This window comes from Chitinophaga sp. Ak27, from assembly GCF_012726295.1.
Lineage (GTDB): Bacteria > Bacteroidota > Bacteroidia > Chitinophagales > Chitinophagaceae > Chitinophaga.
On the sequence record NZ_JABAOB010000001.1, the window covers coordinates 1,818,924 to 1,836,522 of the forward strand.

Consider the following 17,599-nt stretch of genomic DNA (forward strand, 5'->3'; position numbering starts at 1 on the left):
CTTGATTTAATTAAATTAGAAATATCGCGGCGCTACCACTTTCCACTTCGACCAGGAGAAACGATAATTCACCATCAGCTCATGGGATACCGTTTGCGCGCCCTTCAGGTTCGACTGCATCGGCGTATCATAAGAGTAACCAATCTGCAGGTTCTTGGTAGCCTGAACCTGTATCAGGCCAGTCATCGTTTTTTCAGAACGCCAGGAAGCTCCCAGCCACACAATGTTCTTTAGCAGGATATTGGCATTCAGATCGTATTGCAAACCCGCGCCCTTTACCTGCCTTAATAAAATGTTGGGCTTCAGCTTTACCGCGTCATTAATGTCAATCAGGTAGCCTGTCTGGAGATAATAATGCGACGCCACTACTACCTTATTCACACTATTGCCTAAGTCGAAACTTTTGAAAGTGGGAGAAGATATACCGATAAAGAACCGGTCGGTAAATATCATAAAACCAAATCCCACATCACTTTTCATATAGCTCTGATTATGAGCAAACGTAGGATCTGAGGTAGATAAGGAAGAATTGTCTTCCCGGTATTGGGATATTCCTCCTTTCAGTCCCAGCGCCAGGTAAATCTTCTCATTCAGCTTTACCCGCTGAGATACGTTGAAATTAACCTGGGTCTGGGAATTAACGGTGATCTTTTCATTCATCAGCGACACGCCAAAGCTGGTATTGGTAGCTTTAATAGGTGTGTAAAACGAAGCCGTGGCAGTTTTAGGCGCGCCATCTACTCCCACCCACTGGTTACGGCCCACTGCCGTGAGGCTCGATGATTCGTCCATAGATGGATAAGCAGGGTTAATGACCATACCATTGAACATATACTGCGAGTACAGCGGTTCCTGTTGGGCTACCGCCTGCAGGCTGCAGCACCAGCATAAGATCGCAATCCCTAAAGCTTTCATAAGACGCTTATTCATAGGTATCAGCTTAAATATTTTGTCAAACACATCTTATTAATTGTTGTTCCGTCAGCCTATTACCGTTTTATAACTATAAATCCGGTATAGCGTTCCTTCTTGCCTTCCGGCGTAGTGATTTCAATATTGTAGAAATAAGAACCGTCTGGTACATCATTTCCTACATTACCACCCGCATTGGCTTTTCCTCTAAAATTATTGGACTTGTTGTCATAGTTCTTCAGCTTAAATACAGTGCCACCCCAACGGTTGAATATCACTACTTCATTATTCGGATACTTCTCAATATTTTGGATATACATCGCATCGTTGCCCTGTCCATCGTTGTTGGGAGAAACAGCCGGATGTACGCGGATCTTACCATCTTTACCATCCAGGTAATCGATATGCTTGTTCTGGTCGAGATTGTACTTACTTACCGAATCAGGCACCCCATCGCCGTCAGAATCCAGGTCCAGGAAATTCGGGATACCATCTCCATCAGTATCGTCGTCAAATGGATCACCATTCTTGTTGATATCCTCCTGCTCATCTGTGAGTCCATCTCCATCTGTATCGCAGGTTTTACACATAGCATCATCGTTGAGAATAACGCCGGTGGCTTTATCAGGACTGGCAATCGTTGGTGTATGCTGACCAGAAGGCACGGTCACTGTCTTCATTTTCACAATAAATGTTTCGTTCTGCTCAAAAGTGGTATCTCCAATAATGTTTACCGCTATCTGCCCAATGGTCTGCATCGGCGCTATCACCGCTTGTTTGATCGTATTATCGAAATCTTTTCCTGGCGTAGCTTTGAAATCCATGAACGGGAAGGAAACGCCATCGGTAGACTCCTCAAAGTCATAGTTGATGGTAATAGGCCGGGAGCTTTTGCGACTCAACTGTACATTGAAGTACAGTGGCGTATTTTCTCCCATATTACCTTCTTTCACACTGAACTTATCAGCAGCAAATACTAGTGTTAATGGGTCATTATCCGTTACTTCTACCCTGGCCGTATCTTTTACACCAGGCTTATATATCAGCGAGCTGGAAGCTGGCAAATATGGCAGGATGCTGGCCTTCAGGTAACCATCATCGTCATTGATATCATTATCACTGGTAGTGATGGTGAACGTATGTTGCTTGGTCAGCGCCGGCATGTTAATGGTAACGATGTTGCCATTAACGGTGCCTTCAGCAGCCGTAAATGTACGGGCAGCATCCTGGGCAATCTGAATCCGGATAGGAACGTCATGTGCTGCAGTAGCAGGCGATTGCAGCGTGAATTGTATAGCGGCGCCCTCGGCTACGGTTGTTTGAGCGGTAGATATTTCCACCATCAGGGTATCGTTATCGTGAATCACCACGTCGGCCGTTGTATTAGCAGATAATGGCCAGGTTACGCCCTGGATCGTGCTGGTAACGGTGGCCAGCTGCACCTGCACATTTTCATCTCCTTCAACAATATTATTGTCAATCGGGTCTACCTTAATATCCGCACCATGTTGACCGGCGGGAATTAATACGGTTCCGCTCAATTTCTGGTAACGGCTGTCGGCTACCGCTGTACCACCAATGGTATAGTATACATTCACATCTTTGGCGGCCGACAACTGCGTATCTGCAAATTGTACCCGGAAGAATCCTGACGTAGCAGGTTCAGATGCATCGGCTGTTTTGGTAATAGCCATCTGTCGACCAGCTGAATTGCCTTCGTCATCGTGAACAGTTAAGGCCACTGTGTCTTTATCATCTACATCCAGCGCTATATTTTTACTGAACCGCTTCATCTGGGCCAGCATTAGCGATATACGGACCTGTTCATCTCCCTCAATAATTTTATTATCTATCACATTTACAGGTACGGATACACTGTTTTGCCCAGCCGGTATCACAGCAGATGTTTGTATCGGCGCTATGTTGGTAGTGCCCATGATACTGCTTACATAAAATACCACTTTAACATCGGCGGCAGCAGTCAGGTTACCTGGCAGTTTCAGTGTATAAGCACCGTTGGTAGCAGGCTCTGCGGCGTCGGCCGTTTTTTGTAGCAACACCCGCATATCGCCTGTTTCAGGAATAAACACCACACCTGGTTGTACGGCCGTATATCCGGCGGTACCCAGCTGCACCGCAAATTGCAGCTGTTCATCTCCCTCCAGTACCTGGTCATCTGTTATCTTCAGCTGGTAGGCCTCATTGTGCGTACCTGCTTTTAATACTACCTGCGCCGGGATACCGCTATAATCAGCATTATCGGCAGTAGAAGCAATATCCTTATTGATATTGATCACCACATCTTCTGAAGAGGTAATCTGGCTGGCAGCAAAGCCAATAGTAACTGCGCTGCCACTACCTTCATGAACTATGGAAGAGTCAATATGCATGGTTACTTTCAGGTTCTCCGGGTCCAGCCTGGTAGCATCATCAATGGTCACAGCCATAGAATCGCCTTTCATTCCCACGAAATGTTGTGGTTCGGCCACTATCCATAATGCTTCCGGTTGTTCCAGTATAAAATCTGTCTTAGCAGTGAAGGTGAAATCTACTCCCGGATCACCTGCTTTAATCACTACGGTGGCCGGCAGGTTATCAAAATCGGTGGTTGTGGCCACAGACTTGCTGCCAGTGTTGAGCGTTACGGTGAGGTCTTTTCCACAGGTAACACCAGGCGCCAGGCTCACATTCATCTTATAGGTATTACCTTCCAGCACATGTGTTCCCGGCGTGATGCCCGTCAGGTGGATAAAGCCGGTGGTTGGATCATCATGCGTTCTGTCTTTGATGGTAATGGTGGTATCTTTTACAACGCTGGCGCTGAAAACAGGATCTGTGATATTACCCGCCAACACCACGGTTTCATCATCTTCCAGGATCTTATCACTTAATGCCTGCAGCACAAAAGCGTTAGTACCTACGTTACTTCCTTTTTTGATAGTAATATCATAAGGAGATGGTAACGCATTGTGGTCGCTATTCACCGCTGTACTTAATGTATTGTCCTTATTAATATGTACCACGATATCTTTACCGGCCTGCAGATTATTAGGCAACTGCACGCTCAGTGAAGCCCCGGTACCACCCTCATCAATAGCCGCTAAAGTGCTGTTGATAACAATAGGCGCCGGCAACGGGTACTGATGCGGATCATCTTGTATGGTAAGTGTAGGTATCGCGATTGTGTAGTTGCTGATACCGTCCGATGCCGCTGGCGACAGCGTGATGGTTTCAGGCCCTTCTGTGAAATTGTCGTTTTTAATTTTCACGCTGGTCACTATACTGTTACCATTGCTCAGGGTTACACTGGCTGGCAGCACATAATCCAGTCCTGCCTCTGCAGTACCTCCTGTTTGTGGCAACTGTATTTTGATAGGTACAACGGTAGTAATGCCGGTTGGCAGGCTGATTGTCACGGCCCCACTGTCGCCTTCAGCCAACGGTGATTTGAAGAAGGTTACATTTAGTTGAAGATTCGCGGCATTCGTTCTGGTCAGGTCTTTAATCTTCAATGGCAGGTTATTCACCGTGTAGCCATTTACGATAGCATTGACGGTTACCGTTTCATCTGTTTCCAGTACGGGGTCGGTTTTGGTTTGCAACAGTTCAAAAGTAGCCGTTGTTTGGCCATGCGGCAGCACAAAGGAAGTAGCAGACAGCGTAAAGTCGGCCGGGTTGCTGGCAGTAGTTTGACTGTTGTCGACCGCCATTTGAATAGTTGCATCTTTCGTAGAGGCATAAGGCGTAGATACAGTTACCATTACCTTATTGCCTTCCGGCACCAGGGTAGCATCCGGCGTCAGTGTAATCTTCCGGGCACCTGGTTGCAATTGCGTGATATCTTTAACGTAAATGGCGGTAGTGGTGGCCGGCATCTGGGCATTTCCTTTATTACCATCTACTACGATCGTTCCTTCATCGTCCAACAGCGGGCTTACGGTAGTGGTAATGGCGCCGCTATTGCCGGATGACTGGTTATTTAAGATGGTAATCGTAGCCGGCAGTCCGGACAGGCGCGCGGTGGGGAAAGTGGAGGCTGGATCGTTTTTCTGTAAACTGATCTGCCAGTTCTTTCCAGCTTTCCATCCATGCGGGAAGGTAGCGGTGATAACGGCGCTACCACCTTCGTTGATACTGTCAGGTACGCTGGTCAACAGTACGGAATCGCCGGCAGGGAAAGGATATTGCGCATCATTAATATTCAGGTCAAATAATGCAGGTGTAAAGGTATAGGTAGCAGTGCCGTAGTCGTCGCTCGCCGATGGCGTGATGCTGATCTTTTCCACATCTTCCACCAGGATATCCGATTTCACATCCAGCGTAGCTGAACCGGTGCCACCACTGGTAAAGATGAAGCTGGCTGGCAATACATAGTCTGTTCCGCGAATAGCGGTTTCTGTAGCGGCGTTCGACGGCAGTGATACCTTAATCGGTATTTCTGTAGTTACACCGGCCGGCAAATTAAAGTTGATTGCGGGCGCGGCGCCTTCATTTACACCGGTAGCAGGCAGCGTATACGTAATCGCCGTATTGGCCGCTGTTCTGCGGGTAACGTCATCAATGATCAATGCCGTATCGGCTACAGTATAACCAGTAACGGTTGTACCGGTAATAGCCAGGCGTTCGTCTTTCTCAATAATCTTATCCTTCGTTGCATAAACAACGGCATACTGGGTAGTAAACGGAGAAGCCGCGCCAGCAGGCAGTTTGATACTGGTTTGTAAACGGGTATAATCAGTAGCAGCTGCTTCGCTGCCAGCGCCTACTCCCAGGGTGATCACTACATCTTTGGCAGAAGTGTAACCGGCGGGTAAGGCAATGGTAAAGCGGGTGCTGTCATCTTCGCTGAGGTGATAGCTTACTGGCGCTACTATCAGCTTCTTCTGAGCAGGATTGGTATTATCCTTAATATATACGCTGGCAGTCTTAGCCGGCATGTTGGTATTACCTACATTGCCATTGATTGCAAGAATGGCATCATCGTCAAATACGTTATTGGTAGTGGTATTAAACGCCGTAGAAGTAGCGGTGCCGGAGTTAGATGCTTTAGTAATAGTAATGCTCGCAGGCACGGTACCATGGCGACTATCAGCCGCAGTTGATTTCACCGCATCTTTCGCCAGGGTGATTGTCCAGTCTTTACCGGCAATCCAACCATGCGGGAAGGTAGCGGTGATCTGTACATTGTTTCCTTCTAATACGGTATCCGGTACGCTGGTCAGTAACACAGAGTCACCGGCAGGGAAAGGATATTGCGCGTCATTAATATTCAGGTCAAATAAAGCAGGCGTAAAGGCATAAGTAGCCGTACCATAATCGTCGCTCGCCGATGGCGTGATGCTGATCTTTTCCACATCTTCCACCAGGTTGTCGGCTTTCACATCGAGTGTAGCTGAACCGGTACCTCCACTGCTAAAGGTAAAGCTGGCAGGCAGTACATAGTCTGTTCCGCGGGTAGCCGTTTCCGTAGCCACATTGGAAGGTAAAGATATCTTAATCGGTATTTCTGTAGTGACACCGGCTGGCAAATTAAAGTTGATCGCAGGCGTGGTACCTTCATTTACACCAGTAGCTGAGAGTGTGTACGTGATCGCTGTATTAGCCGCTGTTCGGCGGGTAACGTCATCGATGATCATCGCGGTATCGGCTACGGTGTAACCGGCAGCAGCCAGCGTGAGCGCCAGGCGTTCATCCTTTTCTATGATCTTATCTTTCGTGGTAGCAATAACCGCATACTGGGTAGTAAATGGAGAAGCCGCGCCAGCAGGCAGTTTGATACTGGTTTGTAAACGGGTATAATCAGTAGCAGCTGCTTCGCTGCCAGCGCCTACTCCCAGGGTGATCACTACATCTTTGGCTGAAGTGTAACCGGCGGGTAAGGCAACGGTAAAACGGGTGCTGTCGTCTTCGCTGAGGTGATAGCTTACCGGTGCTACTACCAATTTCTTCTGGGCAGGGTTGGTATTATCCTTAATATATACGCTGGCAGTCTTAGCCGGCATGTTGGTATTACCTACATTGCCATTGATTGCAAGAATGGCATCATCGTCAAATACGTTATTGGTAGTGGTATTAAACGCCGTAGAAGTAGCGGTGCCGGAGTTAGATGCTTTAGTAATAGTAATGCTCGCAGGCACGGTACCATGGCGACTATCAGCCGCAGTTGATTTCACCGCATCTTTCGCCAGGGTGATTGTCCAGTCTTTACCGGCAATCCAACCATGCGGGAAGGTAGCGGTGATCTGTACATTGTTTCCTTCTAATACGGTATCCGGTACGCTGGTCAGTAACACAGAGTCACCGGCAGGGAAAGGATATTGCGCGTCATTAATATTCAGGTCAAATAAAGCAGGCGTAAAGGCATAAGTAGCCGTACCATAATCGTCGCTCGCCGATGGCGTGATGCTGATCTTTTCCACATCTTCCACCAGGTTGTCGGCTTTCACATCGAGTGTAGCTGAACCGGTACCTCCACTGCTAAAGGTAAAGCTGGCAGGCAGTACATAGTCTGTTCCGCGGGTAGCCGTTTCCGTAGCCACATTGGAAGGTAAAGATATCTTAATCGGTATTTCTGTAGTGACACCGGCTGGCAAATTAAAGTTGATCGCAGGCGTGGTACCTTCATTTACACCAGTAGCTGAGAGTGTGTACGTGATCGCTGTATTAGCCGCTGTTCGGCGGGTAACGTCATCGATGATCATCGCGGTATCGGCTACGGTGTAACCGGCAGCAGCCACCGTGAGCGCCAGGCGTTCATCCTTTTCTATGATCTTATCTTTCGTGGTAGCAATAACCGCATACTGGGTGGTAAACGGAGAAGCCGCGCCAGCAGGCAGTTTGATACTGGTTTGTAAACGGGTATAATCAGTAGCAGCTGCTTCCGTACCAGCGCCTACTCCCAGGTTAATGATAACATCTTTAGCAGAAGTGTAACCGGCGGGTAGGGCAATGGTAAAGCGGGTGCTGTCGTCTTCGTTGAGGTGATAGCTTACCGGCGCTACTACCAGTTTCTTCTGCGTAGCATCGGTGGCATCGGTAATGGTCAACTTCAGGCTGTCTTTTACCAGGATACCGTTATCTGGTGTCCAGCCTACCAGTACTAGGTCGCGTGTATCATCGAATACCTGGTTGGTAGTGGTGTTGATATTGATTTTATTGGAAATGGTAGCCCCGGCGGGAATAGTCACCGAATCTACCAGAAAGTCGTAAGTACCGGCAGCGGCGGTAGAAGATCCTCCACGGGCAAATTTCACTTTAACCGGGATTTGGGTGGATAAGCTGGCTGGCAGTTCTGCCCACACATTAGCAGATGTTCCTTCATTAATTGAGATGGCAGAAAGATGTAACACGATCGGTGCAGTCATGGGCAACTGCGCATCCAGTATTTGAGTAGTATCTGGTGCAGCAGTATAAGTAGTCCCCGCTATATGATCAGTAGCGGAAATAGCTAAAATAAGTGATTCTGTACCTTCTATTTTACTATCATCTACGATGGTAAATGGAAGAGGAACATTATGTCCACCTGCCGGAATTTGTGCCGTAGCGGATAACGTATAATCGTCTACGGTAGCGATAGATGCATTATCCCGGGTAAGAGTGATATCGATGGGGATGTCGGTAGTAACATTAAATGGCAACGTAGCTGTCACCTGTCCATTATACGGTTCTTTTAACAGCGCCGGTGCATCTTTTGCCAGGGAGATGGTGGTAAGGGTAGCATCTAATCGCGTAGCATCCTGTATCAGCAAGGACTTGGTGGATGTTTGCACCTGTCCCATCACAGTTGCCTGTGCCTTGAAGTTTATGAGTTCATCATTTTCGAGCACACTATCTTTTACCGCCAATACCGGAATATTTACACCGTTGGAATCTTTGGCAATAGTCACCTGGTGAGGAAAAGTAAAATCTTTTAATTCGGTGGCTACTGTACCGGCGTCCAGTGTCAGGTCCACCGTGGCTGGTTCCGAAGCAAATACGCCGGGAGGCAGGGTTACACGCATATTGTTGCTGGTACCTTCCAGGATTTTTGCCGGCGCACTCAGGGTGATATTTCTTGGCTCATCGTCTACAATGGTGTATGTGCAGGTAGTTCTCCCGGAAATATTTACCAGCTGGTTGCAGGGCATGGGTACCAGGCGGAAGGTCATATGCCGGTTGTATTCCAACACATCATTTCCAATAATGCGGATATTTTGCAACTGAATCAGCTGATTCGCAGCATAAGTGCCTGCGGGGATCATATAGGCGCCGGTAAAAAGGTAGTCTGTTCCTTGCTGGGCCACATGCTGTTCACCGGCGGCTGGAGGCGCCACTTCCATTTTAATATATAGTGGAGCGGTGATAACAGTAGCTGCGCCTACTTTTACATTGATAACAGCGGTAGAAATATTTCCGCTGTTGTTTTCAGGCCCGCTCACGGAGTCTTTTTCAAAAGACAGGGTAATGGGCCGGGTACCCGTGCTGAGCGGTGCTCCACCGGTGAGGATAATCTGTGAGGGCGCTTTATTATCTTCATAATCAATGGCTACTCTGGTTCCAATCGCTGCATTATCGGGTTTTTGTCCCATATACACCTCAGCTCCCAACCCCTTATTGGATGTATTCACGCCACCTCCGTCAAAATTATTCAACAGGTTAAACCCGTTGGTAGCTTCTCTATCCCATGATGATACGGCGGAAAAAGAGTTAAACGTATTGTAAGCATGATAAGTATGAGATAGTGGTCCAGGGGTGCCGGCAGGATCCATGTTATTGTCGCCGCTGGCACTTCTATAAAAACCTATTACGCTGGGAGTAGCGGAACCCACAGGCAATCGGTAGCTCACCGCCCAGGTATTATTAGCATTTATGGGGCCTAATGGGGCCAAAGGGTCCTGCATCGCCAGGTATTCACTCAAAAAGAGATGTACCTGTTGTCCGATCAGGTTATTATAAAAAGTATAATCAAGGAGAAAATAAGTCTTGGAACGATCGTAGCTGATCGTCATCAATACAGTGGCATCGTTAACCACGGTGCTACCGTCGGCATAAGATGTTTTCCCCACCAGGCAAACTTTATAAGGGTCGGCGGTGGTACCGGTACCCATAATGTCAGAGGCTTCACAAAACGTAACGGGTAGTGGATCTTCCGTACGGTTTCCTGTATAAACGTTCTCTATTTTAAATGCCGTTTTTATTCCCAGGGTAGTAGAATCATAGGGATCTGCAAATCCGGTTTCAGTGTTTCCCTTCCGGAATACCTGGTAAGTACCGTTGGCATTGATCTGTATTTTCAGTTCACTGTTGGCCGATGTTCCCCCGGTAGGATTAATAATTATCGGGAATTGCTGTGCATATACTCCAACGGTGATGAGGGAAAAAATGATCGCCAGGTACCCTACCTTCTTCATAAACAGGCAGATACGAAGGGGCATACCTTGCTTCGTCGATTTCATAGGATGGGAAAGGAGTAACATATAAGTTCGTAAATTTCTATTTATACATATAGATTTTTAGTCAAAAAATGTGGAAACAGTCCTTAGTAAAACCCTATATGCGAATCTCTAATTGGCTCTCCCGGCTGCGCTAATACTATTCTACTCCGCTGTTATAACTGAAAAACCAGCCGCCGGCAATTTTCTATATATCTCAAATCTTTGGGTAGAGGGATATTCAAGCGCTCTTAGGGCACTTTTTATGATTTCTATAATTATTCTATACCCTTCCACCTGTGGCATATTATCAAACAATTAGATATAAAATCATATATTTTAATTAGCAAATTTATAATATTATTTATATTAAATCAAATTAAATTATTAGGGCGGATCAGGGAAAAATAGGCGCAGTGGTTAACAAAAATTTAAGTTTCCTGTGACAGGAGCCAGGGCCATATCATTATGTTAAAAGTTAAAATAACCCTAGATTTGCAAAAAAGAATTCAGAATGTCAACAATAGCAAAATCAAACATTGACTTTAGCCTCGAATACAAGGTAAAAGATATGTCTCTGGCGGCCTGGGGTCGTAAAGAGATTGAACTGGCAGAAGCAGAAATGCCTGGCCTGATGTCTTTAAGAGAGGAATACGGTAACAGCAAGCCATTACAGGGAGCCCGCGTTGCCGGTTGCCTGCACATGACTATTCAAACAGCTGTTTTAATTGAAACCCTGGTTCACCTCGGTGCCGAGGTGCGCTGGAGCTCCTGCAACATATTCTCTACACAGGACCACGCCGCTGCTGCCATTGCCGCTGCCGGTATCCCTGTATTTGCCTGGAAAGGACTGAACGAAGCAGAATTTGACTGGTGCATTGAACAAACCCTGTTCTTTGGCAGCCCTGATCGCCCGCTGAATATGATCCTGGATGATGGTGGTGACCTCACCAACATGGTTTTCGACAGATACCCTGAACTTATCCAGCATATCAAAGGATTGAGTGAAGAAACCACTACCGGCGTTCACCGCTTATACGAGCGCATGAAAGCAGGTACTTTACCAATGCCCGCTATCAACATCAACGACTCCGTTACCAAATCTAAATTTGATAACAAATACGGTTGCCGCGAATCCTGCGTTGATGCGATCCGTCGCGCTACTGATGTGATGATTGCCGGTAAAGTAGCTGTTGTAGCTGGCTTCGGAGATGTGGGTAAGGGTTCTGCTGAATCACTGAGAGGTGCAGGCGCCCGCGTTATCGTTACTGAAATTGATCCTATCTGCGCATTACAAGCCGCAATGGAAGGTTATGAAGTAAAGAAAATGAACGATGCCGTAAAAGAAGCAGATATCATTGTTACCACTACCGGTTGCCGCGATATCATCACCGGCGAACACTTCAAACTGATGAAAGATAAATGCATCGTTTCCAATATCGGTCACTTCGATATTGAAATTGATGTAGCCTGGTTAAATAAAAACTACGGTAATACTAAGGTAGAAATCAAACCACAGGTAGATAAATATACCATCGATGGTAAAGACATTATCCTCCTGGCTGAAGGCCGCCTGGTAAACCTCGGTTGCGCTACCGGTCACCCGTCTTTCGTAATGAGTAACTCCTTCACCAACCAGGTACTGGCTCAGCTGGAACTGTGGCTGCACTCAGAAAACTACAAAAACGAAGTGTATGTGCTGCCTAAACACCTGGATGAAAAAGTAGCCCGCTTACATCTTAAGAAAATTGGCGTAGAACTGGATGTCCTCACTTCTGCTCAATCTGAATACCTCGGTATTCCTGTAGCAGGTCCGTTCAAACCTGATTATTACAGATACTAATAGCCAAAAGCTTAAAGCATAAAGCGAAAAGCTATTGTGGAGAAGAACTCAGCGAGTATTTAAATTCGCTTTAATCATTCTCCACAATAGCTTTTCGCTTTATGCTTTAAGCTTTTGGCTATTTACAGTTTGCTTACTGCTTTTTCAGTATTTTTGCAGCATGACAAAGCTGAGCGTAAACATCAACAAGTTTGCTACCCTGCGCAATGCCCGCGGTGGCAATCTTCCGGATATATTAAAAGTGGCACAGGATTGCGAACGCTTCGGTGCCGATGGCATTACCGTTCACCCCAGACCAGATGAACGTCATATTCGATACCAGGATGTAAGAGACCTGAAACCACTGGTGACTACAGAATTCAATATTGAGGGCTATCCTTCGAAAGACTTTATGGACCTGGTATTGGCCGTGAAGCCGCACCAATGCACCCTGGTGCCAGATCCGCCGGATGCCATCACCTCTAACACCGGCTGGGATACCATTGCACATCAATCGCAATTAAGAGAAGTAATCGGTACATTAAAAAAAGCCGGCATCCGCGTATCCATTTTCCTCAACCCGGATGTCAGCAAAGTGGAGGGCGCTAAAAGTGCAGGAGCCGATCGTATTGAATTATACACCGGCCCTTACGCGGAAGAGTATACGAACGCACGCACGCAACCACAAAATCTGCAGCTCTTCAACGATTATAAAAACACCGCTAAAGAAGCATCCGCCATCGGTCTGGACCTCAATGCAGGACATGACCTGAATCTAGATAACCTCCGTTTCTTTAAGCTCCACATTCCCCAGCTGAAAGAAGTATCTATCGGGCATGCCCTCGTTGCAGATGCCCTTTATTTCGGACTGGAAAATACCATCCAACTCTACAAACGACAATTGGTAGATTAAGCGGAAAGCCGAAAGCATAAAGCAAAAAGCTATCGTAGCGAATGATTATTGCGAATATTGAAATCGCATTGTTCACTTGCTACGATAGCTTTTTGCTTTCCGCTTTCTGCCTTCTGCTCAAAAAACAAAACCATTCCGGTTCCCCGGAATGGTTTTGTCAACCCTTAAAACAATCAACATGAGTTCATAGCGGGGTCACAACAAACCGATATGAACTGTATATAATTTGCCGCCATGAGTGACGGCAATGTTACGCGGTCTACTTCTTTAATAACGCTATTTCCAGCACTTGGTTCATTTGTTTTACATAATGAAACTTCATGCCCTTGATATAAGAAGGATTAATGTCTTTAATATCCTTTTCATTTTGCCAGCAGAGGATGATTTCACGGATACCTGCCCTTTTGGCGGCCAGTATTTTCTCCTTGAGCCCTCCTACCGGTAATACCTGTCCGCGTAACGTAATTTCACCACTCATAGCCAGGTACGATTTAACCTTACGACCGGAAAATACCGACGCTAACGCTGTCAGCATCGTGATACCCGCGCTCGGCCCATCTTTGGGCACGGCCCCTTCCGGAATGTGTATATGCACACTCTTGCTTGAAAACAGCTTCGGATCCAGCTTCAACTCCGCTGCATGTGATTGCAGGTAAGTAAGCGCTGTTACCGCAGACTCTTTCATCACATTGCCCAGGTTACCCGTCAGCTTCAGATCACCCTTTCCTTCGCTCAGGCTGCTTTCAATAAACAGGATTTCACCTCCTACATACGTCCAGGCAAGGCCTACAGCCACTCCAGGAGGATTGCCCACTTTATAGATTTCATTGGAATAACGGGGCTTACCCAGTATCCGCTGCAAATCGGCCTCTGTCAGGCTATCCGGCAATGTTTTATCCATGGCTACCTGTTTAGCCAGGTTACGCATGATGGCGGCAAACTGCCGGTCCAGCTCACGTACTCCGCTCTCACGGGTGTAATCCGAAATCAGCTGCTCAATCACCTGGCTGCTGATTTTGACTTTGATATCCTTCAGGCCATGGGCATCTTTCTGCTTAGGCAACAGATGCCGCTTGGCTATCTCTACTTTCTCTTCTATTGAATACCCGCTCAGATCAATAATTTCCAGCCTGTCGCGCAGCGCAGGATGAATAGAATTGATGTTATTGGCGGTCGCTATAAACAACACCTTGCTCAGGTCATATTCCAGCTCCAGGTAGTTATCATAGAAAGTACCGTTCTGCTCAGGATCCAGTACTTCCAACAGCGCAGAACTAGGATCGCCCCGCATGTCATTGCCAATTTTATCAATCTCATCCAGGATCATTACCGGGTTAGATGACTTGATCTTGCGGATCGACTGTACCACCCGACCTGGCATGGCGCCGATATAGGTTTTCCTGTGACCGCGGATTTCACTTTCATCATGTAGTCCACCTAAACTCAAACGCACATATTTGCGTCCTACTGCATTAGCAATAGAACGACCCAGGGAGGTTTTACCAATACCCGGAGGGCCTACAAAGCACAGGATAGGTGACTTCATATCCCCTTTCAGCTTCAGTACTGCCAGGTATTCCAGAATACGTTCCTTGATTTTTTCCATGCCATAATGGTCATGGTCCAGTATTTTCTTAGCCTTTTTCAGATCGTAGCTATCGGTAGTATATTCGTTCCAGGGCAGGTCCAGCATGAGATCCAGGTGGTTGTATACCACGCTGTAATCAGGGGTGCTGGGATGCATGCGCTCCAGTTTCTCAATGCCTTTGGCAAAAGCTTCGGCTGCGGCGGCAGGCCACTTCTTCTCTTCAGCCTTGCGCTTCATTTCCTTCAGCTCGCGGTCATTGGCATCTCCGCCCAGTTCTTCCTTGATCGACTTCATCTGCTGCTGCAGGAAGTAATCCCGCTGCTGCTTGTCCAGGTCTGCCTTGGTTTTATTGGTAATTTTATTCTTCAGCTCTGCCAGCTGCAACTCTGTCTGCAGCAATTTCATCAGTAATTCAGCCCTGGTACGCAGGTTATTGATTTCTAATAACTGCTGCTTTTCCTTCAGGTCTGAATTAAGGTTGGAAGAAACAAAGTGCACCAGGAACGAAGGATTCTCTATATTCTTCAGTATAATGCTGGCTTCAGATGGCAAGTTGGGGGATAACTGGATAATCTGCCCTGCCAGGTCTTTGATGGAAGAAATATAGGCTTCAAATTCGGAGTCATCTTCCGCCGCCTCATCATGCAGTATATTGATTTTGGCTTTGAAATAAGGATCTTCCGACACAATTTCATCTATCTTAAAGCGCTTGCGGCCCTGGATGATGATGGTGGTACCCCCATCGGGCATTTTGATCAGCTTCACAATACGCGCTACCGTACCCACATCACTCAGATCTGCCACCGACGGGTCTTCTATCGTACTATCTTTCTGCGCTACCACCCCGATCGCTTTGTCGGTTTTATACGCATCGTTTACCGCCTTTATCGATTTATCCCGGCCTACCGTAATTGGCAGCACAACACCCGGAAATAATACTGTATTTCGTAATGGTAATAATGCCAGTTCATCGGGAATCTTCTCATCCTCCTGTCCCTCCCCATCTTCATTCAAAGGGATAATAGGCATGAACTCCATTTCATCTTCCGAATTTCCTAAATAAAATTTGTTCATCTGTGATATTTAAAAAGACATTCTGTCAGACATTCCCACAAAAGTCTTCAATTTTTTAGATACCCCTACATTGTCAAGTTTGATGCCAAGTGACGCTCTGGCAGACCGCTGTTAGGCCCCTTAACCAGCTAATAGCAAAAAAGCAGCGAAGACAAATGTGACACACATCTGTCTTCGCTGCTTTTTATGGAAAGCTATACTTTGCGCGACTATTAAAAGCTTACTCCTACACCCAGCTGAATGCTCTGGTTTTTCCAGTTGCTGGTGTTTGTAACATCTCCTATTCCCTTGACATCATTGAAGCCAATGATATAGCGGGCACTCACGTTAACAATAGGTAGTTGTAGCCATAAGCCGGCAACACCGGAAACTTCCCCACCTTTGAAAGCTTTGTTGGCAGCATCAAACACTTTTCTATCACTTACCATCGCACCAAACTGGGGTCCCACCTGTAATTTCAGACGTGGTGTACCTAAATCTATATTTGCCAATATTGGAATACTCAGATAATTCAGATTAACATTCTTGTCATTGTCTGAGCTACTTATACCTGGTACATCCTTATAAATAGTGCTGAAATCACTGGTAGTTTTAGTTTTGGTAGAAGAGAAAATCACCTCTCCTTGTACTCCAAATCCTTTTACCAGGTTTAACTGGGCGAAACCTCCCAGGTGGTAGCCTAATTTAAATCCATCCTGAAAACCAGTTCCGTCAAGCTTTCCAAGGTTGGCACCGCCCTTGATACCGAAGCGCAGAAACTTCGTGGTTTGGGCATTTACGGCGGTTACGGCGGTCATCGTCAGCAACGCTGCGGCGAAAAACAGTTTTTTCATAAATCTTGAATTGTTAGTAATGGTTAAAATATAGACGTCCCAGGGAAACGTTACCCCTATTTTGTAATTACGATTTCCGTAATTACAAATTCCGTGCTATTTGTTAAAAAAATCAAAAACTGTAGGCCATACGGGCAGTGAAGTAACTCATAATTCCCTGATCCACACCGGTGAAAGGCTTGAAAACAGTGAAGGCGGGAGCCAGGTTAAGGCGACCAATAAAATACGATAAATTGAGGGTAAGATCCAGGGCGCGGGGCGCAAATTCGGTATGATCTTCAAAATTCAGCTCTTTTCCCGGGTGCTTTACTATTTTACTCAACTTGGGAGAGCGGGTGATATATTGAAATGCTTTGAGATTGCTGTAATAGTTGGCGGTGCCCATTGTGAAGTTAACGGAAGGGGTCAGCATCAATATATCCATATGGCCTAATACACTGGAAAATATGAATGGATGCCGTACCGATACGATAGTATTAAAATCGTTGCCCCGCAGGGTTTCTCTTTTGTGCATACCTTCGGATACGTCCTTTCCCCATCCATAATCCAGGCTCACACCAGGCTGCAGCCACCAACGACGATAATAAAAATAAGTAAATATTTCATTCCGGATAGGTGTGGCAGGCACATCTGTCGAATCGGCAAAGAGGTAACGGGTATAGGAAATACCAGTGAGAAAATTCTTGTTTTTCGTATAGTCATAACCGGCAGTCAGATCCCATTCAAACCATGGCTGGTGATCTGAATTGAAAAGATAATAAGCGCTAACGCTTGCATATATACCGCTTTTATGATAATAACTCAGAGAGGGAGCTACAAATGTTTTTAAAACAATTGGCAACTCAAAGTTGGTGACTTTACTACCGTAAGCAGGATTATTACCATACCCAACGCCCACCACCACTTCGCTCTTTTGCTGCTTCTGCAGCAATGAGTCCAGCTGTTTCTCCAGCTCTGCTAAAGTCTGTCCCGTTGCAACACGGCTACATAACAACAGGAACGTTAAGAAGTATAGGCGCATGTTATAAAAGTACAGACTGCAAGATA

General features: G+C 46.4%; 7 protein-coding genes. 2 read left to right on the forward strand and 5 right to left on the reverse strand.

From position 1 onward, the window contains the following. Positions 1 to 15: 15 nt before the first annotated feature. Entirely contained in the window at positions 16 to 930 is a 915-nt protein-coding gene (locus HGH90_RS07165; protein ID WP_168762327.1) for a type IX secretion system membrane protein PorP/SprF, read from the reverse strand. A 59-nt stretch (positions 931 to 989) separates the two neighbouring features. Next, the gene (locus HGH90_RS07170) at positions 990 to 10,346 is read right to left on the reverse strand and encodes a Calx-beta domain-containing protein (RefSeq protein WP_169190730.1); all 9,357 of its coding nucleotides are present in this window, start codon (positions 10,344 to 10,346) and stop codon (positions 990 to 992) included. Positions 10,347 to 10,836: 490 nt separating this feature from the next. On the opposite strand from HGH90_RS07170, the gene ahcY reads away from it, so the two are divergent. Next, positions 10,837 to 12,165 carry an adenosylhomocysteinase gene (gene ahcY, locus HGH90_RS07175; RefSeq protein ID WP_169190731.1) on the forward strand — a complete coding sequence of 443 codons (1,329 nt, stop codon included), beginning with the start codon at positions 10,837 to 10,839 and terminating at the stop codon, positions 12,163 to 12,165. 160 nt (positions 12,166 to 12,325) lie between these two features. Next, positions 12,326 to 13,057, forward strand: a complete 732-nt coding sequence (locus HGH90_RS07180) for a pyridoxine 5'-phosphate synthase (protein ID WP_168762324.1) — start codon at positions 12,326 to 12,328, stop codon at positions 13,055 to 13,057. Between the two features lie 259 nt (positions 13,058 to 13,316). Here the strand turns inward: HGH90_RS07180 and lon are convergent, their stop codons facing one another. The 3 genes from lon to HGH90_RS07195 all read right to left on the reverse strand — a co-directional run bounded on the left by lon (position 13,317) and on the right by HGH90_RS07195 (position 17,573). Beyond that, positions 13,317 to 15,719: an endopeptidase La gene (gene lon, locus HGH90_RS07185; protein WP_169190732.1), complete on the reverse strand. Its 2,403-nt coding sequence runs from the start codon at positions 15,717 to 15,719 to the stop codon at positions 13,317 to 13,319. A 212-nt stretch (positions 15,720 to 15,931) separates the two neighbouring features. Continuing rightward, the gene (locus HGH90_RS07190) at positions 15,932 to 16,552 is read right to left on the reverse strand and encodes a porin family protein (protein WP_169190733.1); all 621 of its coding nucleotides are present in this window, start codon (positions 16,550 to 16,552) and stop codon (positions 15,932 to 15,934) included. A gap of 112 nt (positions 16,553 to 16,664) precedes the next feature. After that, positions 16,665 to 17,573, reverse strand: a complete 909-nt coding sequence (locus HGH90_RS07195) for a hypothetical protein (RefSeq protein WP_169190734.1) — start codon at positions 17,571 to 17,573, stop codon at positions 16,665 to 16,667. Positions 17,574 to 17,599 lie beyond the last annotated feature (26 nt).